Here is a 23,611-nt window from a genome sequence, read left to right as displayed (position 1 = left end):
TGGTGCTTTCCTAGCGCATAAGATCGCCAATCGGAATCGGTTTCCTGCACGATTGCGCGCAAACGCGAAGACGCCAGCAGCCAGTCCCTGGTGCACCTGCATCAGAGATCGGCGATATCCTTGGAGCAGACCATGACAGCAGCAGACATTGCCGAACCCAGCGCAGGGAGCCGAAAGATGCGATGGCTGGCGATCGGTATCCTCCTGTTTCTGGTTCTCTATGCCGGCGCATGGTTTTTTGCGGCAAACCAGATCGAGACGCGGCTGCCGGCCTTTCTGAGCGAGGACAACGGCACCGGGTCGTCGGCGGAATGCGGCGGCATGACGGTGCGCGGCTTTCCTTTCCGCATCGGCCTCTTCTGCGATACGGTCCGCCTTGACGATGCGGCACGTGGAGCCTCGGCCTCGTTCGGCGCACTACGCTCGGCAGCCCAGGTCTACCGGCCGGGACATGCGGTGATCGAGCTCGACGGCCCGGCTGAAATCCGGGTGTCTCCGGGCCTGTCGGTATCGGGCGACTGGTCGCTGCTGCATGCCAGCGTGCAGGCCACCCTTTCCGGCCTTCAACGAACCTCGATGACCTATGACCAGTTGACGGGCACTGCCATTCTGCCCGCCACGCATGAGGACGCCGCAATAGGCGATACGCACAAGCTCGCTTTCCTCGCCGGACATGGCGAGGCGCATCTCCGCCAGAACGGCAACGATCTCGATGCGGCATTCAGCGTCGACGGATTTGACACAAGGCTGGACAATGGCCCAAGCCTCCTGCCGCTGCTCAGCGCCAGCGCCGATATGACCCTTGTCGACCGCGCGGCGCTGATGAATGCCGGCGGGCTCAAGCCCGGGGCGCTTCGCAACAGCAAGGGGGAGATGCGCAAATTGACGCTCGATCTCGGAAACGGCATGGTCACCACCGCATCCGGCCCCTTCACCGTCGACGACAAGGGCCTGATCTCGGGCGAGTTCAGCGTCACGATGAAGAACATCGAGGGCTGGCGTCAGAACCTCGTCAAGGTGTTTTCGAATGAAGACGGCATGGCGATGGTCAACAACATCGCCAACATGCTGACGGCTCTTGCCGACGGCAAGAACGAGGCGACCGTGAAGCTGAATGTGCGCGACGGGATAGCGTTTTTGGCGTTCTTCCCGATTGGGGAATTGCCGCAGCTGTGATGCTGCGCGAGTGTCATAACAGTAGCAGCAGCCCCTCATCCGCCCTGTCGGGCACCTTCTCCCCATGAACGGGGAGAAGGAACAAGCGGCGAGCCTCGGGCAAATCCCCTCGCCCCGCCTGCGGGGAGAGGGTTAGGGTGAGGGGCAACGGTAGATGCCGGGTCCCGCTACTTCTGATCCATCGCGTGGCGGCCGAAGTCGGCCATCTCGGTATCCTGGCCGGCCTGGATGATCGAGCGGCGGATGGCGCGAGTACGTGTGAAGAGATCGAAGAGTTTTTCACCATCGCCCCACCGGATCGCCCGCTGCAGATAGGCAAGATCCTCGGAAAACCGCGCCAGCATTTCAAGGATCGCGTCCTTGTTGTGCAGGCAAACGTCCCGCCACATCGTCGGGTCAGACGCGGCAAGACGGGTGAAATCGCGGAAACCGGAAGCGGAATATTTGATCACTTCCGATTCGGTCACCGTTTCGAGATCGTCGGCGGTACCGACGATATTGTAGGCGATGATGTGCGGCAGGTGCGAAACGATCGCCAGAACCTTGTCGTGATGCTCGGGGTCCATATCATCGACCATCGAGCCCAGCGTTTCCCAGAAGGTCCTGAGCTTTGCCTTCGCCGTCTCGTCCGTCTCCGGCAGCGGCGTCAGGATGCACCAGCGGCCCTTGAACAGACCGATGAAGCCGGCATCCGGGCCGGAATATTCCGTGCCGGCAATCGGGTGGCCCGGAATGAAATGGACGCCTTCGGGGATATGCGGCGCCATCTGGGCAATGACCGAGCCCTTGGTGGAACCGACATCGGTGACAATTGCGCCCGGCTTGAGGTTGCCAGCGATCTCTGCGGCAACGGCACCGGACGCGCCGACCGGGACGGAAACGATCACCAGATCGGCATCCTTGGCGGCCTCGGCAGCGGATGTCGTGTAGCGGTCGCCGAGGTTCAGTTCCTGCGCCCGCTTCAGCGTCGCGTCGCTGCGCGTCGCAACCGTGATGGAGCCGGCAAGCCCCTTGTCCTTGATCTCGCGTGCGATCGACGATCCGATCAGGCCGATACCAATCAGCGCGATGGTTTCGAACTGCTTTGCCATCACGCCCGGCCCATGAACTCGGTGAGCGCGGCGATCACGCCTTCATTGGCTTCTGCAGAACCGATCGTCATGCGCAATGCATTGGGGAGGCCGTACGCGCGAACGGCCCGCAGGATAAAACCGCGGCTCGTCAGGAACTCATCCGCATCCGGTGCCCGCTTGCCGTCCACATCCGGAAAATGGATGAGCACGAAATTGGCAACCGACGGCGTCACCTTGAGGCCGATCGAGCTGAGAGCGCCGCTGACCTTGCCGAGCCAATCGAGGTTGTGATCGACGGCCGTCGCGATGAATGCCTGATCGCGAACGGCAGCGGCACCGGCAGCGATGGCCGGGGCGTTCATGTTGAACGGGCCGCGTACGCGGTTCAGCGCATCGATGATCGCGAGCGGGGCATACATCCAGCCGATCCGCAGCCCAGCAAGGCCGTAGATCTTCGAGAAGGTGCGGGTCATCACCACGTTGCGGTTCGACGAGACGAGCTCGAGCCCGGCCTCGTAGTCGTTGCGGCGGACGTATTCGGCATAGGCCGCGTCGAGAACGAGGATGACGTTTTTCGGCAGCCCGGCCTGAAGGCGGCGAATGTCCTCGACCGGCACATAGGTCCCGGTCGGATTACCCGGATTGGCGATGAAGACGATCTTCGTCTTTTCGGTCACGGCGGCGAGAATGGCGTCGACATCGACGCGGCAATCCTTTTCCTTGACGATGACCGGGGTCGCGCCCGAAGCCATGATCTGGATCTTGTAGACGAGGAAACCGTGCTCGGTGATGATGCCCTCGTCGCCCGGCGCCAGGTAGACGTGGCAGAGCAGGCCGAGCAGTTCGTCGGAGCCGTTGCCGCAGATCAGGTTTGCGGCGTTCAGGCCGTGCACGGAGGCAATCGCCTCGCGCAATTCCACCGCCTGGCCATCCGGATAGCGCTCAAGGCTCGCCGCCGCCTTCTGGAAGGCCTCGATCGCCTTGGGGCTGGCGCCCATCGGGGTTTCATTCGAGGAAAGCTTGTAGACCTTGGCGACACCCGGAGCATGTTCCTTGCCCGGTACGTAAGCGGCGATGTCGAGGATACCGGGACGGGGTGCGGGGCCTTGCAGTTCAGTGCTCATGGGATCAGCTTTCCGGAGACAAAAGACGAGGCCCAGCCAATACCGGCGAATGCTGATTTTGTCGAGTGTTGGCCTGTGGCTCTTTCTCCGCATAAAGCGGCGTTACCCCCCTCTGTCACTCCGTGACATCTCCCCCTCAAGGGGGGAGATCAGCCGCCAACCTTTGAACTCACAAGGGAAAAGAACAATCTCCCCACCTGTGGAGGAGATGTCAGCGAAGCTGACGGAGGGGGCGAACTTGCTGGAGGCCTCATGACCTCAACTCAACGCACTCTCCCGCGTCGTCGGAACGCCGTGCGGTGCCAGCACCGGCACGAAGACGCGGCGGGAGGCGCGGGCAGCAACCGGCAGGCCCTGGTAGAGCCGTTTCTGCGCCTCGACGATGATGACGCCGGAGAACACCGGCCAAAGCGAGCGGCCGATCCGCTCAAAGGCGCTGCGCAGCTTGAGCACCATCTTCAGCTTGGAGGGCGGGAAGAACAGCGCGTCGGCGGATGCGCCGGGCGTGAAATTGGTCTCGCGCAGAAGCGCAGTCAATTGTCCGCGCGAATAGGGGCGACCGGAGCCGAAGGGCGTATGTTCCATCCGGGCCCAGACGCCGCGGCGGTTCGGCACGACGATGACGAGGCGGCCGCCGGGTGCGAGCACGCGCCAGAGTTCCTTCATTGTCTCGCGCGGATTTTCGGCGAATTCCAGTGAATGCACCATCAGCACCCGGTCGATCGACGAATCGGGCAAGGGCAGCTCCTCGTCGAAGATCAGTGCCGTCGAGGAGAGTTCGGCAACCGGCCAGTTCACCGCCCCCTGCCCTGCCGGCATGAAGGCGAAGGTCCGCTCCGTATCGGCGCGAAAACGGTCGAGATAGGGCACGGCATAGCCGAGCCCGACCAGCCGCTCCTCCGGCAGCCGCGCCCAGACGGATGACAGCGCCATACTGATCGACTGTTCGGCAAAATGTCCGAGGCCGGAATGATAGAACTCGCGGAGGTCGACAATATCTGAGTGCATGACCCCCATGTTAGTCTGGAACGGGTGGACTTCAAGGCGTCCGTCACTACATTTGCCGTAACGACCCGTCTCTGCCAGGAGCCATATCATGGCCAATCTCGAACTCGACCTCTTTCTGTGCCGCACCGACAATTTCGGCGTGCTGGTCCACGACCCTGAAAGCGGCGCGACCGCCTCCATCGATGCGCCGGAAGAACAACCGATCCTTGGCGCGCTGAAACGGCGCGGCTGGGCATTGACCCATATTCTGACGACCCATCATCACCCGGACCACGTCTCGGCGAACCTCGCCTTGAAGGAGGCGTTTGGCGTTACGATCATCGGACCGGAGAACGAGGCAACCAAAATCCCCGGCATCGACCGCACGATCGGGGACGGCGGCCATTTCGATTTTGCCGGCCACAGGGTCGAAGTCTTTGAAACGCCGGGGCATACGGCCGGACACATCTGCTTTTATTTTCCTGACGATAAACTGCTGTTTTCCGCCGACACGCTGTTTGCGCTCGGCTGCGGACGGCTGTTCGAGGGCACGCCGGCGCAGATGTGGTCGTCGCTGCAGAAACTGATGGCATTGCCGGACGACACGACGGTCTATTTCGGCCACGAATACACGCAGTCGAATGCCCGGTTTGCCCTGACCATCGATCCGCAAAACGAGGCTCTGAAAAAACGTGCCGCAGACATCGACGCGATCCGTGCAAGAGACGAACCCACGGCGCCGACGACGCTGAGGCTGGAGAAGCAGACCAACCCCTTCCTGCGGCCGCAGGACGCCGGGATACGGGCACATCTCGATATGAGGGACGCAACGGATGCCGAAGTCTTTGCCGAAATCCGCAAACGCAAGGACAATTTCTGATGCACGTCCAACTACCGCTGTCGGCGCAGGCCATCATCGAGACCCTGGAGATGCAGCGCCATCCCGAGGGCGGCTGGTACATCCAGACCTTCAGGGATGAGGCGGGCGGCCCGCGCGGCCATTCGACAGCCATCTACTATCTTCTGGAGCGTGGCGAGCGTTCGCACTGGCACCGTGTCCGCGACGCAGCCGAGGTGTGGCACTTCTATGCCGGTGCGCCGCTGGCGCTCAGAATTGCCGAGGATGGCAAGCCGGCGACACGCATCACGGTGGGACCGGACATCCTGAGCGGTGAGCGACCCCAGGCAATCGTGCCGGCCGATTGGTGGCAGTCGGCCGCCTCGCTCGGCGCCTGGACGTTGGTCGGCTGCACCGTTGCGCCGGGCTTCGACTTTGCCGCCTTCGAGATGGCGCCGCCGGATTGGCAGCCGCCCGCAGCATGATCTCTACTCGGCTGGTTGCGGGGCTTCGGTCCGATCCCGGAAAATGACGTCCTTGGCCGCAAGCACCGCCCCGCCTGTCACGAACAGGCAGGCGAGCGCAATGCGCCAGGACGGCTCGGCAAAGCCGAACAGGATGAGGACGAGCGTGGAAAGCACAGGCGCCGCATAACTGGCAACACCAAGGATTTGGATATTGCCGTTCTTGACGCCGTAATCCCAGGCGTAGAAGGCCGCGCCGACGGGCAGCAGCCCGAGACCGGCGACCGCGATCCACTGCGTTGCCGTTTCCGGCCAAACCGTCGTTTCCAGACCGAGGTGGCAGAGGAAGGACAGCGCCGCGGTCGCCAGGCAGAAGCCGGTGACGACATCCGTCGAGACCGCGTCGAAACGCCGGGTCAGCAGCGAATAACCGGACCACGTAAAGGCACAGGCCAGAGCCGCGCCATAGCCCATGGCATAAGCATTCTCAAACTGAACCCCGTTGCGCGCGACGATCAGGATCGTCCCCGCAAGACCGCAAAGCGCGCCGGCAATGTGATACCAGCGTAACCGCTCACCCGGCAGCAGCGCCGAACCGACGACGATGAGCAAAGGCCAGAGATAGGCAATGAGCCCGGCCTCGACGGCAGGTGCGTTTCTCAGCGCCGTGAAATAAAGGAAGTGGTAGCCGAACAGCCCGGCAATGCCGACGATCCAGACCTTTGCCGGCTGCTTCAGCAGTGCGAACCGCTCCGGCTTCAGCGCCAATACAGCGACGCCCGGCAGGCTGCCGATGGAAAAGCAGATCGCCGAGAGCTGGAAGGGCGGCATGGTGCCCGAGGCTGCCGTTAACAAGGCCAGCAGCGACCACATGAGGATCGCCGAAAATCCGATCAGCGTTGCCTTGAACTTCATGCGCCTGCCCCCGGGCATTTAAAGGGAAATGTCAGCCGCCGAATCTGGTGGCCCAAACGGTCACCGGGCCGAGTCGCGTCGGGATCCGGACATAGACGGGAGCATATACATTCGCGGCATCAGACTTGGCAAACCAGATTTCCATGGTTTCGAGCTTGCGCAGATAATCGACGTCCTGGCGCCCCTTGCGGTAGCCGGATCTCGGCACGAACTTGATTCCGCAGACGATGACATCGCCTTCGAAACCATCGGTCTTGAAGGGCTTGGTGCCTTTTGCGGAGAGTTTCAGGTCCATTCGTGATTCGCCGTCGAAGATCGGCACGCTCTGCGGGCAGACGCGCGCGTCCGCGGGAAAGATCAGGCCGGAAAGCGGATCGACGACGTTGCGCATGTCGGCCTTGGTCACCGGCACCCAGTTTTTCGGGATCCTGCGCGCTGGCTTCATCGAGGCCGACAGCACATTGCCGTTGCGAAACTGCACGGCAATGGCCCTGCCCTTCTTGCCCGTCTGATAGCGCACCCGATATTCCGACGCGCTCAAACGATACCGGCCGACAACGCCGGAAACGGAGGTTTGACCGGAGGTCTGGGCAAAGATGTCGGCGAGACCGGCCGAATTCATCGTGCCGGAGATGGTGTATCGATCGGCATTGAACTCGGTGTGGAACGACGCCTTGGCAATCGGCAGGCCGGCCAGCGAAATGTTGTAATCCGTGTTGTGCTTCACCTCGACGGCCCGAGCCGAGCCTGTGGAAAACGTCGTCGTGACGAAAGCCAGAAGCGCCGAGATACCGATGCGCCAGTTCATTCGGGAAGCCCTTCCATTTTCCGCTCAAGCAAACTTCGCAGATACGGCGGGTTTGCGGCATTTCTGCGCCGCAAGACCCGCATTTGCCACAAGCTTTAACCCACGGCGCAGCAAAGTGGAATTGCGCCGGTCAAAGATGTATGGGAACGTGTCCCATCCCTATCGAAGCCTCTCGCGACCTTGTAAAAACCGGCGTGGATTTCAAGAGTTTTCCCGGAAAACGAAGGTTTGGCTTGACGGCGGGGCTCGGCCTGACTATAGAACCGCAACTTTCCAATCATGGCCAACGGAATGCGGCCTGGGCGCTTAGGCCCGCTAACGCATGGACCGAAGCCGAAAAGAAAAATAGGTGCATCATGTCCCGTAGTTGCGAATTGACCGGCAAGGGCGTCCAGTCGGGCAATAATGTGAGCCACGCAAACAACAAGACCAAGCGCAAGTTCCTGCCGAACCTGTGCAGCGTCACGTTGATCTCCGACGCGCTTGGCCAGCGTTACCGTCTGCGCGTTTCGGCTGCAGCCCTGCGCTCGGTCGAACATCGCGGCGGCCTCGACGCATTCCTGCTCAAGGCTGACGAAGCCGAGCTGTCCATGCGCGCGCGCCTGCTGCGCCGCCAGATCGTCAAGAAGACGGCTGAAGCGGTCGCTGCCTAATCAGCAGACTTGCGGGTAGAGATTTGAGAGGCTTGCCTGGGCAACCGGCGAGCCTTTTTCTCGTGTGACGTTTTCAGTAAACATTCGCTGCGATCACCGGCTTGACGAATGGTGAAATCGCGACTTCATATTCCTCCAACTGGTGGCATACCCCAGGATAAAAAAATGCTGACGAACCGCACCTTCCTGATCTATGTCGCCCTGATGACCGCCGTGGTTGTAGCATCCAATTTCCTCGTCCAGTATCCCCTGCCGGGCTCGATCGCCGGCATGCAGCTGGGAGACCTCCTGACCTGGGGCGCCTTCAGCTATCCGGTCGCCTTCCTGGTCACCGACCTCACCAACCGCCAGTTCGGACCACAGACCGCCCGCAAGGTGGTGATCGCCGGCTTTGCCGTTGCCATCCTGCTATCGGCGCTGATCGCCACGCCGCGCATTGCGATCGCATCCGGATCGGCCTTCCTGCTCGGCCAGCTCCTTGATATCTCGGTGTTCAACACGTTGAGAGCACAGAGCTGGTGGCGCGCGCCGCTGATCGGCTCGTTGTTCGGCTCCTTCCTCGATACGGCGATCTTCTTTTCCTTCGCGTTCGCCTCTTTCTTCGCCGTCTTCGGCCCGAACGACCCGTTCGCCCTGGAAAACGCACCGATCCTCGGTGTCATGACTGCCGAAGCGCCGCGCTGGATTTCCTGGGCGCTCGGCGACCTCGGCGTGAAGATTCTCGTCGGCCTCGCCATGCTTTTGCCCTACGGCGCCCTGATGAGCGTCATCAAGCCGATGCCGGCGCGAAGGGCCACGTGAGTTGTTTGGAACGACAGGGCGACTGCTCGAAACTCTCAGCACAGCCAAAGCCCGCGCGATAGCTCGTCAATCAACCAGCCGGAATTCCAGCATCAGATTGCGTTCGAGAATGGAGTGATTGTCGTCCGACACGAGAACGACGCGGATATCGCCGTCCGGGCCGGGAACCACGTCCAGACCTTCCATGTTGTCGATCTGGTAGCCCATATCCGCCTGCAGGATGACCCCGCCGTCGACGACAGCGCCGGGCTTTATCTCGTCGCCGGGAATACGGCGCACCTGCATGCCCATGCCCTCGGCGAAGCTGAAGCGGCGCTCTAAAAGCAAGAGGTCGCCATTCGGCAGGAAGGCGCCATCGGTGATCGCGAAGGGATCCTTCTGGACCACGCCGAATATGCCTTTGCGCGGACCATCAAGGACCGCTGCATAGAGGTGGCCGGCCTTGTCGAAGCTCAACTCGGAGACAATCACCACGCCACCGGCAAGCGGGCTGTCCTTTGGCGAAACGGCAACTGTTTCAAGCCCGCGGTTGCCGCGCAAGGAATTCGGCGAAATGAGGATCGGCAGGCTTTCGATCGGCCGCGATTGCGCGAAACCCGGATCAGGATAGGCGTCGACCCGGTGAACCCGCTCGCAACTCACAAGCACCTCTGCGGCGCGCAACGCCACGCTCTCGCAGTCCATCAGTTCCTTGGCCTGCTCCGTCCGCCCCGCGGCATCGATTATCGACGTCACGGCCAGATCGCTGACACCAGCGATCCGGCCTTTGTCATCACGGCGGATCGCGCCTTCCACCCAATGCCCGGTATCCATGACGCCGAGAAAGGATCTCCGGTCGGGCCGGAAGCGGATAGAAGAGATTGCCCCCAGCAAGGGACTGCTCGATGACATCTCGATGCCGCCGATGAATTCCAGCTTTCCGAACAATTTCCGGTCCGAGCCGATCTTGAAATTCTCGATCTGCCGGCTTTTCACCGGAATGATATCCTGCGCCTGAAGCGGTGCAGCCGCCATCTGCATCACGGCGAGCGCGAGAGAAAAAGCGGCGGTCCGAATCAGTATCGCTTTCAACAGGATTCCTTCCGGCCGGCCGGTGAGGAGCATGCAATGTCGCTCCTTAAAAAATCAATTAAACAATGCGCAAACAAGACCGGGACAGCGATCATCGCCCCGAACGATGTATCTCAACCTGCGCGCCGCCGCGCAGGAGCCGAGCGACGCCGCCTGCTCTCGTCGTCAAAGAGTGACGCAAGCTGCTCGGTCATCGCGCCGGCCAGTTCATCGGCATCGACGATGGTCACGGCGCGGCGATAATAGCGCGTCACGTCATGGCCAATGCCGATCGCCAGCAGTTCGACCGGCGAACGCGTTTCGATCTGCTCGATGACGGCACGCAAATGCCGCTCGAGATAATTGCCCGGATTGACCGACAAGGTCGAATCATCGACCGGCGCGCCATCGGAGATCATCATCAGGATACGGCGCTGCTCGGAGCGACCGAGCAGCCGGTTGTGCGCCCAGATCAGCGCCTCGCCGTCGATGTTTTCTTTCAGCAGCCCTTCGCGCATCATCAGGCCGAGATTGCGGCGGGCGCGCCGCCATGGCGCATCCGCCGACTTGTAGATGATGTGGCGCAGGTCGTTGAGGCGCCCCGGCGTCTGCGGCTTGCCGCTCGCCAGCCACTTTTCCCGCGACTGGCCGCCCTTCCAGGCCTTGGTTGTAAAGCCAAGAATCTCGACCTTGACGCCGCAACGCTCCAGCGTGCGGGCAAGGATATCGGCACAGGTGGCAGCAACCGTGATCGGCCGGCCGCGCATGGAGCCGGAATTATCGATCAAGAGAGTCACCACCGTATCGCGGAAGTTGGTGTCTTTCTCCCGCTTGAAGGACAGCGGCTGCATCGGATCGATGATCATGCGCGTCAGACGCGCCGAATCGAGATAACCCTCTTCCAGGTCGAACTCCCAGGAGCGGTTTTGTTGCGCCATCAGGCGGCGCTGCAATCGGTTTGCCAGGCGGCCGACCGCGCCCTGCAGATGAGCCAGCTGCTTGTCGAGGAAGGCGCGCAGCCGGTCGAGTTCGGCCTCGTCGCACAGTTCCTCGGACGAGATGGTCTCGTCGAACTCCTCGGTGAAGACGGTGTAATCGACCTTCTCGTTGAAATCGTCGAAGGGATGGGCCGGTCGCTTGACCTCGCCGGGCGTCTCGCTGTCGTCCTCGCCGTCATCCGACATCTCGTCTTCGGAGATCTCGGCGCCGTCCATCTCGCCTTCGTCCATCTGCTCGTCGGCGGATTCGTTCTCATCGGCGGGAGCGGCGTCGGAGCCTGCGTCCTCGTCGGAGCTGTTTTCATCCTGCTCCTGGCTGCGCGGCTGGTCCTCGTCGGTCTCAGTATCCTGGTCGTCGGGCTCGACGTCATCGTCGCCGTATTTCTCGGCAACGTCCATCGAGGTGAGCATGTCGCGCACGACACGGGCAAAGGCCTGCTGGTCGTTGACAGTGGCCGACAGGTTGGCCATGTCGCCGGCTGCCTTTTCCTCGATGAAATCGCGCCAGAGATCGAGCACCTTGCCGGCCGAGGCCGGAGGCTTCTGGCCTGTCAGCTTCTCGCGCACGATCAGCGCCATCGCTTCCTCAAGCGGCGCATCGGCCTGCCGGTCGATATTGCCGAAGTTGGCGCGGGCATATTTCTCGTCGAGCATGGAGGCGAGGTTGTCCGCAACCCCGCTCATCCTCAGCGAACCAATGGCTTCGACACGCGCTTGCTCCACTGCGTCGAAGATCGCCCGGGCATCCGCGCCCTGCGGCGACATGGTGGCATGGATGCGCTGGTCGTGGCAGGCCTTGCGCAGCGCCATGCTGTCGCCGAGCCCGCGCGTTACCGAAAGCTCCTGGCGGGTCGGCCGCTTGGAGATCTCAGGCAGCCGCATGCGCTCCCCGGTCAGGCCGGGGCGCTCGTTGGCGAAGACCACCTCGATCTCCGCATCGCCGGCGATCGAACGGATGCAGCCGGTCAGCGCGCGGCGGAACGGCTCGACGTCAACGGTCCCCGCCGGTCTTGGTTTCGAATTGTCGCCGCGGCCCGCCATGGATCAGGCCGTGGCTTCGAGCACGATGTTGGCCGCACTTTCCTTCAGCTCGACACCGAAGGCGCGCTGATAATGTTCGGCCACCAGCGGCCGTTCGAGCTCATCGCATTTGTTGAGGAAGGTGATGCGGAAGGCAAAGGCGAGATCGCCGAAGATATAGGCGTTTTCGGCCCAGGTGATGACCGTGCGCGGGCTCATGACGGTCGACAGGTCGCCATTGATGAATGCAGCGCGGGTAAGATCGGCGACGCGCACCATCTTCGAGACCGTCTCGCGGCCCTTGTCCTTGGTGAAGCCCTTGACCTTGGCAGCGACGATATCGACCTCGTTGTCATGCGGCAGGTAGTTCAGCGTCGTGACGATCGACCAGCGGTCCATCTGCGCCTGGTTGATCTGCTGCGTGCCGTGGTAGAGGCCGGTCGTATCGCCCAAGCCAACGGTGTTGGCGGTTGCAAACAGACGGAAGGCCGGATGCGGGCGGATGACGCGGCTCTGATCGAGCAATGTCAGACGTCCCGACGATTCGAGCACGCGCTGGATAACGAACATCACGTCCGGGCGGCCCGCGTCGTATTCGTCGAAGACGAGCGCGACATTGTGCTGGTAGGCCCAGGGCAGGATGCCGTCCTTGAATTCGGTGACCTGCATGCCGTCCTTGACGACGATCGCGTCCTTGCCGACGAGATCGATACGGCTGACGTGGCTGTCGAGGTTGACGCGCACGCAAGGCCAGTTGAGACGTGCGGCGACCTGCTCGATATGGGTCGACTTACCCGTGCCGTGGTAACCGGACACCATGACGCGGCGGTTGTGGGCAAAGCCGGCGAGAATGGCGAGCGTGGTTTCGCGATCGAACAGGTAGTCCGGATCGACGTCCGGCACATAGGCATCCGCCTTGGAATAGGCCGGAACCCTGAGATCGGTATCGATACCGAAAACGTCGCGGACGGAAACGGTCGTGTCGGGAAGGTTGGAAATGTCGAGGTCTACCTTGCTCATCATGTCTCCAGCACGGAAGCCCCTTGATTTTTCTCGTGGGGCGTCCCGTCTATGCTTTTAAATGTGTGACCGTAATAAAACGGGTTACTAGCAGAAGCCAGCCTGTTTTAACAATTGATATGCCTGGATCACGGCGCGAAAACGCTCTTCCGATCCCCTGTCTCCGCCATTTGCATCGGGGTGATGCTTTTTTACAAGCTCCTTGTAGGCGGCCTTGACGTCGGCGGCTGTGGCATTGGCATGCAGGCCGAGCGTATCGAAGGCCTTGGCCTCCAGCGTCTTCAGCTTGCGCAGGCGCGGTTCCTGCCGGGCGGCGCGGGCGCGCGCCTGCTCGACGAAGCCGAACGGATCGCGCATGCGGGCCTGTGCGCCGGCGGAACCGGACCGCATCTGCGACTGCGCCGGACCGTTCTTGGCATTCTTGTTGACGCCGACCGTCCAGGTCGGGCGATGCCCGGTCAGAGCTTCCTTCTGGTAGCGCGCGATCTCATTGTCGGAAAGGCCGGAAAAGTAGTTGTAGCCCTTGTTGTATTCCTTCACGTGCTCGAAGCAGAACATGAAATATTCGTTCTCGGCATTGCGCCCCACGGGCGCGCGATGCGCAGCATTTTCCTCGCACCCATCCCACTGGCATTTTGGGGCCATCGGTTCCGGTTTCTGGTTCACCTTGCGGCGGGTCCGGATGCCATCGAAGTATTTTGAATCGAGTTTCATGGCGCTAATTATGGGGCGTGGCGAGCACCACGACAAGAATTGACAAATCGGAATGTTGCTGGCTTTGTGAAACCATTTTGCACCGAGCAAAAAGCAATCCGGGACGGGTCTTTCGTCTGCGGTCGACGCACCGGAAAAGCCAGAGAAACGGGGCTAAAACATGTCGCTTCAAAGCCGCATCGAAACAAAACTCAAGGCGGCCTTTTCACCCGAACGGCTGATCGTCATCAATGAAAGCCACCTGCACGCGGGCCATCAGCCGGATTTCCACGGCACCGGCGAAACACATATACGCGTGCGCATCGTCTCAAGCGCCTTTATCGGCATGAGCCGCGTCGCGCGCCACCGCGCCATCAACGATCTCCTGAAACCCGAATTCGACGCCGGGCTGCATGCGCTTGCGGTCGAACCCGCTGTTCCCGGGGAAACAACGCGCTGGTAACGGCCGTGTTAACTCTCTCGCAATGCCCGACCGAACTCATCAAAACCGACACTGCGTCGAATTGACGGTTTTCGGTCCTGCATCTACAATTATAGCGGGCGGAGAATGGACGGATCTCGTGATCCGTTGAAATTGCGACATACGGAAAATTTTCATCTTTAAGGCGCAGCCGACAAGTTGTCCGGCCGGCCTTTGTTTTTTGGGGTCAAGACTATGCTCAGGAGGTTTGGGCTTGTCGCGGCGTTTGTCGCCGCGTTTTTATCAATCGATTACGCATCGGCAGCGACGCCTTCAGGCAAACGCGTCGCGCTCGTCATCGGCAACAGCGCGTATCAGCACGCGGTCGAGCTGCCCAATCCGAAAAACGACGCCAAGCTGATGTCGGAGACGCTGCGCGCTGCGGGCTTTACCGTGCTTGACGGCGAGAATCTCGACAAGGCGGCGATGACGGCGTTGGTCGACCAGTTCACCGAGATCGCCTACGACGCCGAGGTCGCGATCGTCTACTATGCCGGCCACGGGCTGCAGGTGGATGGCCGCAACTATCTCGTCCCGATCGACGCGCAGCTGGAAAAGGCGGCGCAGCTCCAGACCCGCACCATTCCGGCCGACAAGGTTCTCGGCGCCCTGCCGCCGGATCCGGCCGTCAGCATCATCATTCTCGACGCCTGCCGCGACAATCCGCTGGCACGCTCACTGGCAAAGGTGCTGCCGGCCAGCCGTTCCGCCTCGATGGGCGCCGGCCTGGCGCCGGTGCAGGCCAACGGCCAGAGCACGGGTTCCGGCGGACTGCTGATCGCCTATGCGACAGATCCGGGCGCAGTCGCCTATGACGGCAAGGGCATCAACAGCCCTTACACGGCAGCCCTTGCACGGCACCTGACGACGCCGGGTCTGGAAATCCAGAGCGCCCTGACACGGGTGCGGGCCGACGTGTCGGAAGCAACGGCTGGCGCGCAGCGTCCATGGCACAACGCTTCCCTCTCCCGCGAAGTCTTCATCGGCGGCGATGCCTCGGCTCTACAGGCACAGACCCCGGCAACGGAAGCCAAAGCCAGCGCGGACACCAGCGCCTCGTCCGACAAGACCGACGTCAACTGGACCGTCGAGCAGAAGCTCTGGGAGGAAGCCTCCAAGCGCAACACCGTGGCGCATTACGAGCTTTACCTGCAGCAATATCCGAACGGCAATTTCGCAACACTGGCGAAGCTCAATCTCGACCAGTTGAAGACAGTGGCGAAAACCGAAGTGGCGGCCGTGGCTCCCGCCGGCGAGGCAAGCGCATCGGCATCGCAGATCAGAACAGCCGTTGCCGTTCCTGACGACGTCAAGCAGACGGTCGGCACGCCGGAAACGGAAACCGCGCTGAACCTCGACAAGGGAGCCCGGATTGACCTGCAACTGCGGCTCGGGGCACTGGGCCATGTCACCGGCGGTGCGGACGGCGCACTTGGTGCCAAGTCACGCGGCGCGATCGGCGCCTGGCAGCGCCAGAACGGGCTTGTCGAAACGACCTACCTGACGCAGCAGCAGCACATGTTCCTCGTCGTCCAGACCGACCCGATGATGCCTCAGGTTCGCGCGCAGTACGAGGCCCAGAAGAAAGCAGCCGCAGCGCTTCGCAAGGCCCAGGCCCCGGCGCGCCAGAAAGCGGTGGCACAGCAGCGCGTCACGCGGCAGCAGCAGCCGGCGGAAGACACGCTGGAAGGTCCGGTCGAGCGCAGGGGCAGCGAAATGGACCCGGCAGGGGCGGCATTTGCCGGCGGCCTGCTCGGCGGCGCCCTTGGTGGGATCATCGGCAACCGCTGAACCAGGCCCGACCCTGACGCGCAGCCTTCGCCCTACGCCAGTGGCGGAGGCATCGTCGCGTCGTCAGCCGGCCTGATCCTCAGCCGGGTGATGCGGTTCTTCACCCGCTTCATGACGATGAAGCGCTTGCCGTAGAAAGTGAACGCCTGGCGTTCCTCGGGGATCGACTTCGATTCGTGGATGACGAGGCCCGCGACCGTCGTTGCCTCCTCGTCCGGCAAGTTCCAGTCGAGCGCCCGGTTGAGATCGCGGATCGGCACGCTGCCGTCGACGACGATCGATCCGTCGGCCTCCTGGCGAACGCCCTGGATTTCCAGGTCGTGCTCGTCGGAGATATCGCCGACGATTTCCTCCAGGATATCCTCCAGTGTCACCAGCCCCTGGACCTCGCCATATTCGTCGACGACGACGGCGAAATGCATCTTGCGACGCAGGAAGGCGTTCAGCTGCTCCTTGAGGTTGGTGGTCTCCGGCACGAACCAGGGCTTTTGCGCAATGCGCACGATATCTAGATTTTCCGGCTCCACATCCGGCTCCGCAAGCGCGCGCAGCAGGTCTTTCGCATGGACGACGCCGATGATGTTGTCGGTCGATCCACGCCACACCGGCATGCGGGTGTAGGGGCTTTCGAGCACCGTCCGAACCGCGACCGCCGGCGCATCATCGGCGTTGATGCCGCGCATCGACGTGCGATGGATCATGATGTCGGAGACTTCCAGCTCGCCAAGATCGAGCACGCCGCCGAGCCGGTCGCGGTCGGCCTTGATGACGGAGCCTTCCCGGTGCAGCAGATCGACGGCGCCGCGAATCTCCTCATGCGCCGTCAGCATCGGCATTTCGGAGGAGAGATTGATGCCGAAGACAGCGAGGATGTGCCGAACGATCCAGTTTACCAAGCTCGAAACCGGGCCTACCACCATGACGAAGAGATTGACGGTGCGCGCCACCCCAAGCGCAAACCGGTCCGGCGCCGAGATCGCCCAGCTCTTGGGAAGTACCTCGGCAAAGATGACGAGGATCACAGTCATGGCCAGCGTTGCATAGGCAACGCCGGACGCGCCGAAGAAATGCAAAAACAGGCTGGTGGCTACAGACGATGAGAGGATGTTGGCAAGGTTGTTGCCGATCAACAGCGCGCCGATCAACCGGTCGCGGCGCTCGATCAAGCTGTTGACGAGGCCGGCGTCCTCGTCGCCATTGGCCTCCAATGTATGCATGCGCGCCCGGGAGGCGGCGGTAAGCGCGGTTTCGGAGCCTGAAAAGAAGGCCGACAGCAGGACCATCAGGAGGATGATCAGGATGCCCGGGCCATAGTCCGTCAAGAAAACCGTGACTGTCTCGTTGGTCATCCCGGGTGTTTTTCCTCAAGAAACCGCAGCACTTCATTGGCAGGCACGTCGTCGGCAACGAAGGACTGGCCGATACCACGCGTCAGGATGAAGCTCAGTTTGCCGCCCTTCACCTTCTTGTCCTGGGCAATCGCATCCATCAGCTTTTCGGCCGGCGGCAGAGTGCCGGGAATGTCGTTCATGCGGGTCGGCAGACCGACGGCCTTCAGATGCGCCTCGACGCGGGTCGCATCGTCCGGACTTGCGAGATTCATGCGCGCCGAAAACTGATGCGCCAGCACCATGCCGATCGCAACGCCTTCGCCGTGTACCAACCGGCGGCCATCATACTGCGTGGCAGCCTCGAGTGCATGACCGAAGGTATGGCCGAGATTGAGGAGCGCGCGCACACCGTTTTCACGCTCGTCGGCTGCAACGACATCGGCCTTCGCCTGGCAACTGATGGCGATCGCCTCGATGCGGGCCTCGCCGCCGGCAAAGACGGCCTGCCAGTTCTTCTCCAGCCATGCGAAGAACTCGGGCTTGTCGATCAGGCCGTATTTGGCGACTTCGGCATAACCGGCCCGAAACTCCCGCGGGCTCAGCGTATCGAGGACGTCGGTATCGGCGAGCACGAGGTCGGGCTGATGGAAGACACCGATCAGGTTCTTGCCGTACGGTGAATTGATGCCGGTCTTGCCGCCGACGGAAGAATCCACCTGCGCCAACAGCGAGGTCGGGATCTGGATGAAGCGCGACCCGCGACGGGCGATGCCCGCGGCAAAGCCGGTGAGATCGCCGATGACGCCGCCGCCGAGCGCGATCACTGCGTCATTGCGCTCGATGCGTGCACCGAGGATCGCATCGCAGACCGGGATCAGATGTTCGAAGCTCTTGGTCTTTTCGCCCGCCGGCAGGACGAGGGAAACGGCCTCTATCTCTTTCGCCTTTAAGCTTGCCATCAGCGGCTCCAGATAGAGCGGCGCGACGTGCTCGTCGGTGATGACGGCCATCCTGCGCCCTTTCAGCCGGCTGGCGATTTCGTTTGCCGCCGTCCCGATCAGCCCGGGGCCGATGAGGATGTCATAGGAACGGTCGCCGAGATCGACGCGGACGGTACGCTTGACAGGAGTTAGATCAGGAGATGTCATGGTTTCACTTCTTTGGCATGGCGGCGAGCGCGGCAAGAACCTCTTCCACCATCACCTCTTTCTTCACGTCACGGGAGATGACCGTCAGGTCCGCCTCCGCATAGATCGGGTAGCGAGCGTGCATTAGGTTCTCGAGCGTCTGCTTCGGGTTTTCGGTCTTCAACAACGGCCGGCTGTCACGCTTGTTGACGCGTTCCCACAGCACATCCAGGTCGGCGTTGAGCCAGATCGACAGGCCGTTTCTCTTTATATGCCGGCGGGTGCGCTCGTTGATATAGGCACCGCCGCCGGTGGAAACGACACGCGGGCCGGTGTTCAGCAACCGCTTGATGACGCGGGTTTCGAGCGCACGGAATTCCTCTTCGCCATAGGCTGCGAATAGATCGCTGATCGTCATGCGCGAAACCCGCTCGATCTCATGGTCGGAATCGATGAAGGGAATGCTGAGCGCGGCTGCCGTCATCCGGCCGACCGCCGATTTCCCCGCCCCCATCAGACCGACGAAGACGAGGTTTCGCCGGCCGAGCGCGGCCTTCGCCCGCTCGATCAGCGCCTCGGAAACCGGTTCGATCACGTCACTCATTCAGTTTCAATTTCCCGTTCCGCTCCGGTATCGACAAATCGACGGGTAGCGTCAAGACATGGCTGCATATGACCTCGAGCATGATGCCAAAAACTGTGAGAGGGTTTCGGACGAAATCATGCTTCGCTTCGAGAAAAACCGGCAGTTCTTGCACTTGCGAACGGGCGTGGTCATATAGCGTGCCAAGCCCAGGAGTTCTAAAATGCCCACCCTTTTCCGGTTCCTGTTCATCTGCGCCATGATCGCCGGGGTGATTTACGCAAGCATGGTGGCACTGGTGACCTTCGTCGACCCGGTGGAGCGCGACGTCACCATCCGCATCCCCTCCGAGCGGATCAACAAGACCCAATGATCGACCTTTCCGCCGCCCATATGGAATCCTTCCTGGAGATGATGAGCGCCGAACGGGGTGCCGCCAACAACACGCTTTTGTCCTACGAGCGCGACCTGGAGGACGCCTATTCCTTCCTGAAACAGCGCGGCATCAAGCCGACGGACGCCGCCTCGGAAGATCTGCGCGCCTATCTTGCCCATCTCGCGAAGCAGGGTTTCAAGGCTTCGTCACAGGCGCGCCGGCTGTCGACGCTCAGGCAGTTCTACAAATTCCTGTATGCCGAGGGTCTGCGAACCGACGATCCGACCGGCGTTCTCGATGCACCGAAGAAAGCACGCACCCTGCCTAAGGTACTGAGCATCGACGATGTTTCAAAGCTGATCGGGCAGGCGGAAATCGAGGCGGCACGGGTGGACGGCGATGTCATCGGCCGGTTGCGCATGCATGCGCTGATCGAACTGCTCTATGCGACCGGCATGCGCGTCAGCGAACTGGTTGCCCTGCCCGCCTCCGTGCTTGCCCGGAATGGCCGTTTTCTCGTCATTCGCGGCAAGGGCAACAAGGAGCGGATGGTGCCGCTTTCGCATTCGGCAATCCGTGCCCTGCAGGCCTATGGCACCGAAATGGCGAGCGACAACGCTGCACAGAAGACGCCGCCGCCTGAAAGCCCATGGCTCTTCCCATCCTCCGGCAAGGCCGGTTACCTGCCTCGGCAGGTTTTTGCCCGCGACCTCAAGGGGCTGGCGGCCCGCGCCGGCATCCGCGTCGCGGCGATCTCGCCGCATGTGCTGCGCCATGCCTTTGCAAGCCACCTGCTTGCCAATGGTGCTGACCTTCGCGCCGTGCAGGAACTTCTCGGTCATTCGGACATTTCAACGACACAAATCTACACCCATGTGCTGGAAGAGCGGCTGCATCAGCTGGTCCAAAACCATCACCCCCTTGCCAAACAGGCGAAAAAACAGGATTAGGAGCGCCAGAACACTTGGCCGGAACTACTGGGATCAGCATGTCCGCGGCCATTGGCGCACTATGATCGGAAACGCATCTCATGCACAATTATCTCGATTTCGAAAAACCAATCTCTGATCTGGAAGGCAAGATTCACGAGTTGAAGAAGATTGCCAGCGAAGACGAGAGCATCGACACGACGGATGAGGTCGAGCGTCTTGAAGTGCGCGCCCGCGAGGCGATGGCCGAGATCTATTCCAAGCTGAACCCCTGGCAGAAGACGCAGGTCGCGCGCCATCCGCAGCGCCCGCACTTCCAGGAATATGCCGCCAGCCTCTTCACCGAATTCACGCCGCTTGCCGGCGACCGCAAGTTCGCCAATGACGAAGCGATCCAGGCCGGCCTTGCGCGCTTTCGCGGCACGCCGGTCGCCATCATCGGCCAGGAAAAGGGCAACGACACCAAGTCGCGCATCAAGCACAATTTCGGCAGCCCCCGCCCGGAAGGCTACCGCAAGGCGATCCGCGTCATGGAGATGGCCGACCGTTTCAGCCTGCCGCTGATCACGCTGATCGACACCGCCGGCGCCTATCCCGGCATCGGCGCCGAAGAGCGCGGCCAGGCGGAGGCCATCGCCCGCTCGACGGAAATGTGCCTCAACCTCAAGGTTCCGATCGTCTCGGTCGTTCTCGGCGAAGGCGGTTCGGGCGGCGCGATCGCGATCGCCACCGGCAACCGCGTCTATATGCTGGAGCATGCGATCTACAGCGTCATCTCTCCGGAAGGAGCGGCCTCGATCCTCTGGCGCGACAGCACCCGCGCCAAGGAAGCGGCAACCAACATGAAGATCACCGCCGAGGACCTGAAGTCGCTCGGCATCATCGACGGCATCATCGGCGAGCCGGTCGGCGGCGCGCATCGCGATCCGGAAGCCGTGATCGCGAAGACCGGCACGGTGATCGCCGATGCGCTGAAGGAACTGTCAGGTCGCACCGGCGACCAGCTGCGCTCCGACCGCCGGCAGAAATACCTCGCGATCGGCCGCCAGCTTTAAACATATCGACGGATTTCGCCGGGCTACCCGCGCAGATTGAGCCCGCGGTCCAACCTTGGCCATAATCTTGGCGTTTGGAACGACTGGCGTAAGGCGGATCTGCAAGGTTAATATTTTGTGAAGTATAAGGACGTATTGATTCTCCGTCATCCGCCTCTGCGGAAGCGTCACGTTCAATAGTTTTCTTTATGGGCCTTTGCCGATGCGTCTGACACATCTTGTTGCCACCGCCGCCATCGCCGCGCTACTTGCAGGCTGCACTGCCAATGAGGCGATGGATACAGTCGATGTCGATCTCAAGAAGGTCTCGAGCAAGGTAAACTACCAGCTTTCCGGCAAGATCGTGCAGAAGATGCAGGCAATGAGCATGGCGAAGGAATCGCCGATCATGCTGCGTATCTTCAAGGAAGAAGGCGTGCTCGAAGTCTGGAAAGCCAATGCCTCCAATCGCTTCGAAATGCTGCGCCAGTACAAGATCTGTGCATGGTCGGGCAAGCTCGGCCCGAAGGTCAAGGAAGGCGACCGGCAGGCGCCGGAAGGCTTCTACCCGATCACCCCCGGCCAGATGAACCCGCATTCCAGCTATTATCTGGCGATCAACACCGGTTATCCCAACCGCTTCGACCAGGCCAATGGCCGTCACGGCACGAACCTGATGATCCATGGCGCCTGCTCCTCGTCGGGCTGTTACTCGATGACCGACGAGCAGATGCAGGAAATCTTCGCGCTCGCCCGCGACGCCTACAAGGGCGGTCAGCAGGCGGTCCAGCTGCAGGCCCTGCCCTTCCGCATGACCGCAGAAAACATGGCGCGGCACCGCAACAGCCCGAACATCGATTTCTGGAACATGCTGAAGCCCGGCTACGACCAGTTCGAGATCACCAAGCGGCCGCCGGAAATCAACATCTGCGAGAAGAAATACGTCTTCAACCAGCAGACCGACGGCAAGTTCAGCCCGACAGGCCCCTGCCCGGCAATGTCGACGCCTGCGGTCATGCAGGGAGCACTGGCAGCCTACAACAAGAAATACAATGACGACTATGCCAAGGCGATCAAGAAGCTCGACGGCATGGTCTGGTACGAGCCGAGCGAAGCTGAGCGCAAGGCGATCGTCGCCAAGCAGCGCGTCGGCAGGGAACTGGCCTACGCGCCGACCGGCACCTCGCTCGATGCCGGCAAGCTGATGAAGGTCGCCGACCTCGAAAAGCAGGAAGCCCGCCGCCGCGAACTGGACGAAGCCAAGAAGGCGATCGAAATCCAGAAGGCCGAGCTGGAGAAGTCCACCCGCAACGGCAAGACTGTGCCGGTGCCGGCCGAAAACCCGCTACCGCGCCCGGTCGAAACGGCCTCGCTCGAACAGACGGCTGCCAAGAAGAGTTTTTGGGGGGGCCTGTTCTCCAAGAACGGCGATGATGCGCAGGAATTGCATCCGGTAGCCGCAGCCCCCGGTGATGCCGCTCAGCAACCGGCAGCAGTCGCCACGGCCCGGCCCGCTGGCACCGAAACGACGCAGAAACCGGTCGAAGCCGCAACACAGGCAAGGGCCACAACCGAGGCTGCCCCGGTGGCGCAGCAGGTCGTTGCCGGGCAGGCGCCCGCCAGCAAGGGTTTCTGGGGTCGCCTCTTCTCCAGAAACGGCGATGATGCACGGAAACCCGAGCCGCTCGGCGTATCCCCTGCCGACATCACAATTCGGCAACCTGCCGGTCAAAAACCCGTTGCGGATACCGCTCAACAGGCGGCGGCCGTCGCGACGGCCAAGCCGTCAGCCAAAACCGCACAGAAGCCCGCTGAGGCCGAGACACAGGCAACAGCCGCAACCGAGACCGCACCCGTGGCCGGGCAGGTCGTTGCCGAACAGCAGCCGAAGAAGCGCCCGTTCTGGAAGCTCTGGGGCAATTGATGCCCGACGCGGACAGCCTGATTTATGACCTCAAGGGGCTGAAATGCCCCTTGCCGGTTCTGAAGACCCGCAAGCGCATGAAAACCCTTGCTCCCGGCGCGCTGATCATCGTCGAGACGACCGATCCGCTGGCAATCATCGATATTCCGCATTTCTGCAATGAGGATGGCCACAGTTTGGAGCATTCCGAGGCACTGGCCGTTGGCCATCGGTTCGTCATCCGCAAGAAGGCCTGACGCTAGGGACCGCGTAGCAATGGCGAGCGGAATGATAAAAAGTATCAGTGGTGTTTTCGCCCGGTATCCCCGCGCTAACTAATTAGAATCATACATTTATTATTTTTGATTGTTTCAACTCAAGACCACAAGCGGGATCGAGGCGCTGCTGCACAAAAAAAGCACTCAATTAGTGATTC

Annotated in this window: 23 protein-coding genes and 1 pseudogene; 12 read left to right on the top strand and 12 right to left on the bottom strand. The window is 61.7% G+C overall.

The genetic code is table 11. The annotated features are described in order from the left end of the window. The first annotated feature begins 132 nt into the window (after positions 1 to 132). A complete protein-coding gene (locus tag ACSQ2W_RS11510; RefSeq protein WP_436086352.1) occupies positions 133 to 1,176 on the top strand; it encodes a DUF2125 domain-containing protein in 1,044 nt (347 codons plus the stop codon). Between the two features lie 167 nt (positions 1,177 to 1,343). Here the strand turns inward: ACSQ2W_RS11510 and ACSQ2W_RS11505 are convergent, their stop codons facing one another. The 3 genes from ACSQ2W_RS11505 to ACSQ2W_RS11495 form a co-directional block, all read right to left on the bottom strand. After that, a complete protein-coding gene (locus tag ACSQ2W_RS11505) occupies positions 1,344 to 2,267 on the bottom strand; it encodes a prephenate/arogenate dehydrogenase family protein (protein WP_436086351.1) in 924 nt (307 codons plus the stop codon). Beyond that, on the bottom strand, positions 2,267 to 3,373 hold the full coding sequence (gene hisC / locus ACSQ2W_RS11500) for a histidinol-phosphate transaminase (protein WP_436086350.1): 1,107 nt from the start codon (positions 3,371 to 3,373) through the stop codon (positions 2,267 to 2,269). The genes ACSQ2W_RS11505 and hisC overlap by 1 nt, the downstream gene beginning before the upstream one ends. A gap of 258 nt (positions 3,374 to 3,631) precedes the next feature. After that, complete coding sequence (locus tag ACSQ2W_RS11495) at positions 3,632 to 4,381, bottom strand: class I SAM-dependent methyltransferase (RefSeq protein WP_436086349.1); 750 nt, start codon at positions 4,379 to 4,381, stop codon at positions 3,632 to 3,634. Positions 4,382 to 4,469: 88 nt separating this feature from the next. Here ACSQ2W_RS11495 and gloB point away from each other — a divergent pair, with 88 nt between their 5' ends. Both gloB and ACSQ2W_RS11485 read left to right on the top strand, forming a co-directional pair. Then, entirely contained in the window at positions 4,470 to 5,240 is a 771-nt protein-coding gene (gloB, locus tag ACSQ2W_RS11490; RefSeq protein ID WP_436086348.1) for a hydroxyacylglutathione hydrolase, read from the top strand. After that, on the top strand, positions 5,240 to 5,683 hold the full coding sequence (locus ACSQ2W_RS11485) for a cupin domain-containing protein (protein WP_436086347.1): 444 nt from the start codon (positions 5,240 to 5,242) through the stop codon (positions 5,681 to 5,683). Before gloB ends, ACSQ2W_RS11485 begins: the two co-directional genes overlap by 1 nt. Positions 5,684 to 5,686: 3 nt before the next feature. Here the strand turns inward: ACSQ2W_RS11485 and yddG are convergent, their stop codons facing one another. Together yddG and ACSQ2W_RS11475 are read right to left on the bottom strand one after the other, a co-directional pair. After that, entirely contained in the window at positions 5,687 to 6,577 is an 891-nt protein-coding gene (gene yddG / locus ACSQ2W_RS11480) for an aromatic amino acid exporter YddG (RefSeq protein ID WP_436086346.1), read from the bottom strand. Between the two features lie 31 nt (positions 6,578 to 6,608). After that, complete coding sequence (locus tag ACSQ2W_RS11475; protein WP_436086345.1) at positions 6,609 to 7,385, bottom strand: DUF3108 domain-containing protein; 777 nt, start codon at positions 7,383 to 7,385, stop codon at positions 6,609 to 6,611. Between the two features lie 356 nt (positions 7,386 to 7,741). Between ACSQ2W_RS11475 and rpmB the strand changes: the two genes are divergently transcribed. Together rpmB and ACSQ2W_RS11465 are read left to right on the top strand one after the other, a co-directional pair. Then, positions 7,742 to 8,038 (top strand): 50S ribosomal protein L28, encoded by a 297-nt coding sequence (gene rpmB, locus ACSQ2W_RS11470; RefSeq protein ID WP_436080187.1) that lies wholly within the window; start codon positions 7,742 to 7,744, stop codon positions 8,036 to 8,038. A gap of 165 nt (positions 8,039 to 8,203) precedes the next feature. Beyond that, complete coding sequence (locus ACSQ2W_RS11465) at positions 8,204 to 8,839, top strand: VUT family protein (protein ID WP_436086344.1); 636 nt, start codon at positions 8,204 to 8,206, stop codon at positions 8,837 to 8,839. 66 nt (positions 8,840 to 8,905) lie between these two features. Here the strand turns inward: ACSQ2W_RS11465 and ACSQ2W_RS11460 are convergent, their stop codons facing one another. The 4 genes from ACSQ2W_RS11460 to ACSQ2W_RS11445 all read right to left on the bottom strand — a co-directional run bounded on the left by ACSQ2W_RS11460 (position 8,906) and on the right by ACSQ2W_RS11445 (position 13,650). After that, positions 8,906 to 9,859, bottom strand: a complete 954-nt coding sequence (locus tag ACSQ2W_RS11460) for an esterase-like activity of phytase family protein (RefSeq protein WP_436087758.1) — start codon at positions 9,857 to 9,859, stop codon at positions 8,906 to 8,908. Between the two features lie 164 nt (positions 9,860 to 10,023). Next, positions 10,024 to 11,928, bottom strand: coding sequence for a cobaltochelatase subunit CobT (gene cobT, locus ACSQ2W_RS11455; protein ID WP_436086343.1), 1,905 nt, complete (start codon positions 11,926 to 11,928; stop codon positions 10,024 to 10,026). A 3-nt stretch (positions 11,929 to 11,931) separates the two neighbouring features. Next, positions 11,932 to 12,927, bottom strand: coding sequence for a cobaltochelatase subunit CobS (cobS, locus tag ACSQ2W_RS11450; RefSeq protein ID WP_436086342.1), 996 nt, complete (start codon positions 12,925 to 12,927; stop codon positions 11,932 to 11,934). A gap of 87 nt (positions 12,928 to 13,014) precedes the next feature. After that, a complete protein-coding gene (locus tag ACSQ2W_RS11445) occupies positions 13,015 to 13,650 on the bottom strand; it encodes a J domain-containing protein (protein WP_436087757.1) in 636 nt (211 codons plus the stop codon). Positions 13,651 to 13,801: 151 nt separating this feature from the next. Here ACSQ2W_RS11445 and ACSQ2W_RS11440 point away from each other — a divergent pair, with 151 nt between their 5' ends. Continuing rightward, positions 13,802 to 14,083 (top strand): BolA family protein, encoded by a 282-nt coding sequence (locus ACSQ2W_RS11440; RefSeq protein WP_436086341.1) that lies wholly within the window; start codon positions 13,802 to 13,804, stop codon positions 14,081 to 14,083. Between the two features lie 213 nt (positions 14,084 to 14,296). Continuing rightward, positions 14,297 to 15,892 carry a caspase family protein gene (locus tag ACSQ2W_RS11435; RefSeq protein ID WP_436086340.1) on the top strand — a complete coding sequence of 532 codons (1,596 nt, stop codon included), beginning with the start codon at positions 14,297 to 14,299 and terminating at the stop codon, positions 15,890 to 15,892. Positions 15,893 to 15,924: 32 nt separating this feature from the next. Here the strand turns inward: ACSQ2W_RS11435 and ACSQ2W_RS11430 are convergent, their stop codons facing one another. The 3 genes from ACSQ2W_RS11430 to ACSQ2W_RS11420 are packed head-to-tail and all read right to left on the bottom strand — an operon-like array spanning position 15,925 to position 18,954. Continuing rightward, positions 15,925 to 17,241, bottom strand: a complete 1,317-nt coding sequence (locus ACSQ2W_RS11430) for an HlyC/CorC family transporter (protein ID WP_436086339.1) — start codon at positions 17,239 to 17,241, stop codon at positions 15,925 to 15,927. Continuing rightward, the gene (gene aroB / locus ACSQ2W_RS11425; protein WP_436086338.1) at positions 17,238 to 18,371 is read right to left on the bottom strand and encodes a 3-dehydroquinate synthase; all 1,134 of its coding nucleotides are present in this window, start codon (positions 18,369 to 18,371) and stop codon (positions 17,238 to 17,240) included. The genes ACSQ2W_RS11430 and aroB overlap by 4 nt, the downstream gene beginning before the upstream one ends. Positions 18,372 to 18,375: 4 nt before the next feature. Then, complete coding sequence (locus tag ACSQ2W_RS11420; RefSeq protein ID WP_436086337.1) at positions 18,376 to 18,954, bottom strand: shikimate kinase; 579 nt, start codon at positions 18,952 to 18,954, stop codon at positions 18,376 to 18,378. Positions 18,955 to 19,156: 202 nt separating this feature from the next. Between ACSQ2W_RS11420 and ACSQ2W_RS11415 the strand changes: the two genes are divergently transcribed. From ACSQ2W_RS11415 to ACSQ2W_RS11395, 5 genes and pseudogenes are all read left to right on the top strand, one after another. Then, positions 19,157 to 19,306: a hypothetical protein gene (locus ACSQ2W_RS11415; RefSeq protein WP_113007294.1), complete on the top strand. Its 150-nt coding sequence runs from the start codon at positions 19,157 to 19,159 to the stop codon at positions 19,304 to 19,306. Then, complete coding sequence (gene xerD / locus ACSQ2W_RS11410; protein WP_436086336.1) at positions 19,303 to 20,259, top strand: site-specific tyrosine recombinase XerD; 957 nt, start codon at positions 19,303 to 19,305, stop codon at positions 20,257 to 20,259. Before ACSQ2W_RS11415 ends, xerD begins: the two co-directional genes overlap by 4 nt. Before the next feature lie 80 nt (positions 20,260 to 20,339). Continuing rightward, complete coding sequence (locus ACSQ2W_RS11405) at positions 20,340 to 21,293, top strand: acetyl-CoA carboxylase carboxyltransferase subunit alpha (RefSeq protein WP_436086335.1); 954 nt, start codon at positions 20,340 to 20,342, stop codon at positions 21,291 to 21,293. Positions 21,294 to 21,495: 202 nt separating this feature from the next. After that, positions 21,496 to 22,908, top strand: a pseudogene (locus ACSQ2W_RS11400) (L,D-transpeptidase family protein); the annotation flags it as partial. A gap of 287 nt (positions 22,909 to 23,195) precedes the next feature. After that, on the top strand, positions 23,196 to 23,432 hold the full coding sequence (locus ACSQ2W_RS11395; protein WP_436086334.1) for a sulfurtransferase TusA family protein: 237 nt from the start codon (positions 23,196 to 23,198) through the stop codon (positions 23,430 to 23,432). Positions 23,433 to 23,611: the final 179 nt, after the last annotated feature.

The organism is Pararhizobium sp. LjRoot255, from assembly GCF_964252905.1.
GTDB lineage: Bacteria > Pseudomonadota > Alphaproteobacteria > Rhizobiales > Rhizobiaceae > Pararhizobium.
The sequence above is the reverse complement of the archived record's forward strand: the minus strand, read 5'-3'. Positions and strand labels throughout refer to the sequence as shown.